The organism is Intestinibacter sp. (genome assembly GCF_022780145.1).
Taxonomy (GTDB): domain Bacteria; phylum Bacillota; class Clostridia; order Peptostreptococcales; family Peptostreptococcaceae; genus Intestinibacter.
In genome coordinates, this window is sequence record NZ_JALEXO010000316.1 from 1 (window position 1) to 2,415 (window position 2,415).

Consider the following 2,415-nt stretch of genomic DNA (forward strand, 5'->3'; position numbering starts at 1 on the left):
ATATTTTTTATTTTAGACAATCTCTCTACAATATCGCCGCCCTTTATAAGTATGCCGTATTTTGTGGCATTGCCGATTCCTGCCATTATAGCTGTAGGAGTGGCTAATACTAATGCGCAAGGACAAAATACAACGAGTATAGTTACAGATCTAAGTATTTGGTGAGTAACTAAAAAAGTTCCTACAGAAGATACTAATGCGATGACTACTATCCATGTAGCCCATCTATCTGTCAAGCTTACAATAGGAGCTTTTGCAGCGTCTGCTTCTTCTACAAGTCTAATCATTCTCTTTAGTGAGCTGTCATTAGATGTTTTGGTAGCTCTAATGTCGAAGGTAGAAAATTGGTTTATAGTTCCGCTTAAAACCTCATCGCCGACTCCTTTATCTACTGGAAGCGATTCCCCATTCATTATAGATTCATCTATAGCGCCTTCACCCTTTATTATAATTCCATCTACTGGAATTGTTTCACCCGCGATAACTCTGACGATATCGTCTATTTGCACATCGTCTGCTTCGATTAAAACCTCTTTTCCATTTCTTATAACTCTAGCCTTTTGAGGTGTCAACTTTATTAGATTTTCGATTCCTGATTGTGCTTTTTGAACTGTCAAGTCTTCAAGTAGTGCACCTATAGTCATTATGACTGCGATTTCGCCAGCTGCGAATGTTTCGCCTATTATTACAGATGCGATTAGAGCCATAGATACTAAGACATCGGCTTTTATATCGAATTCTGTACATAATCCTATGATGGCTTCTTTTATAATTGGAAGACCGCATAGAATTATAGATATCCAAGCTAGGTTGAAGTGAATAGCTTCGTTGATTGAACTAAATAAGCTCAGTAATAAAGTTATAGTAGAAATAATAATAAAAGGAATTTTTCTCTGTGTTTCTGATTTGAAAAATTGCATGATTTCCTCCCTATTAAATACATTTATCTATATGATATAAAGTTATATAGGTATACCCCTATAGGTATATAATAATTTGTTTTCTAAGAATAATCAATAGTTTTTTATAATGCATATAAAATTATATAGTTAATTTTATATTTGAGTTGCGCTAGAATCGTTGACAATAAATGTTTATAGTGTTAGACTTTATATTAAATAAAATAAAATAGTATATATGATAATTAAACCACGAAGGCTTATAAGTTCTAAGAGAACTATATGTTTTTGTGGTTTTTTTGTTTGTAAAAAGGGTTAATTATTTTAAGAGGAGATGATATTTATGCATATGGCAGACGCTTTATTATCACCAGCAGTTGGTGGAGTTATGTGGGTTGCAGCAGCAGGAACAATAGCTTATTCAGCAAGAAAATTATCAAAGGGAGAATCTAAGGATTTAAATTCTCCAAAATCAGTGAGTTTCGATAAAAAGATTCCTCTAATGGGAGTGCTTGGTGCATTTGTTTTCGCAGCACAAATGATAAACTTCACTATACCTGGAACTGGATCTAGTGGACATATCGGTGGAGGTATACTTTTGGCGTCATTATTAGGACCTGAAGCAGGATTCTTGACAATAGCTTCGGTATTATTAATTCAATGTTTATTCTTCGCAGATGGTGGGCTTTTAGCTCTAGGATGTAATATGGTCAATATGGGACTTTTTGCTTGTTTCATAGGTTTCCCTTTAATTTATAGAAAAATATTAAAAAATGGATTTACTCCAACTAAAATCATGATTGCTTCAATTATATCAGTTGTAGTTTCATTGCAATTAGGAGCATTTGGTGTTGTTTTTGAAACTATGCTATCAGGTGTAACAGAATTACCATTTACTACTTTCGTAGTTTTGATGCAACCTATACATTTAGCAATAGGTGCAGTTGAAGGTGTACTTACAGGTTGTGTGCTTATATTTATCTACAATGCAAAACCAGAGCTACTTGTTGGATACGATGGAAGTAATGTAAAAGAAAATGTAAGTGTTAAGAAGGTTGCTCTAGTTTTAGTAGTTGTAACTGCTTTAATAGGTGGAGGATTATCATTAGTTGCATCATCTAATCCAGATGGACTTGAATGGTCAATAGAAAAAGTAACAGGAAGTACTGAATTAGATAGAAGCAATAGTGTGTCAGATGCTCTTGGCTCAGTTCAAGAATCTACTGCATTTTTACCTGATTATGCATTTAAGTCAGATTCAGAAAATACTGCAGGCACTACAGTTTCTGGTTTAATAGGATCTGGTATAACACTAGGTCTTGTAGCATTAATAGGATTTGGTGCAAGTAAGGTTAAAAATTCTAAAAAACATGCGTAATAAATTGAGGGAGAAGTTTTAAATGTCTACTTTTAGTGATTCTATTTACAAATTAAATACAATTGACGACTTAGGAAAGCAAGATAGCATCATACATAGTATGAATTCTGTAGTAAAGCTAATAGTAACTTTAGTTTA

The 2,415-nt window shown here is 33.4% G+C and carries 2 protein-coding genes; one reads left to right on the forward strand and one right to left on the reverse strand.

Features of this window, described 5'->3' with window-relative positions; all coding sequences use genetic code 11:
• Positions 1-920: heavy metal translocating P-type ATPase (locus MR593_RS11995; protein ID WP_290693236.1), on the reverse strand; the 920-nt coding region annotated here is incomplete at its 3' end.
• A gap of 322 nt (positions 921-1,242) precedes the next feature.
• Between MR593_RS11995 and MR593_RS12000 the strand changes: the two genes are divergently transcribed.
• Entirely contained in the window at positions 1,243-2,277 is a 1,035-nt protein-coding gene (locus MR593_RS12000; RefSeq protein ID WP_290693239.1) for an energy-coupling factor ABC transporter permease, read from the forward strand.
• The last annotated feature ends 138 nt before the right edge of the window (positions 2,278-2,415 follow it).

Coding starts and splice junctions, on each gene's coding strand:
- MR593_RS12000 (WP_290693239.1), top strand. CDS start 1,243: ATGCATATGGCAGACGCTTTATTATCACCAGCAGTTGGTGGAGTTATG.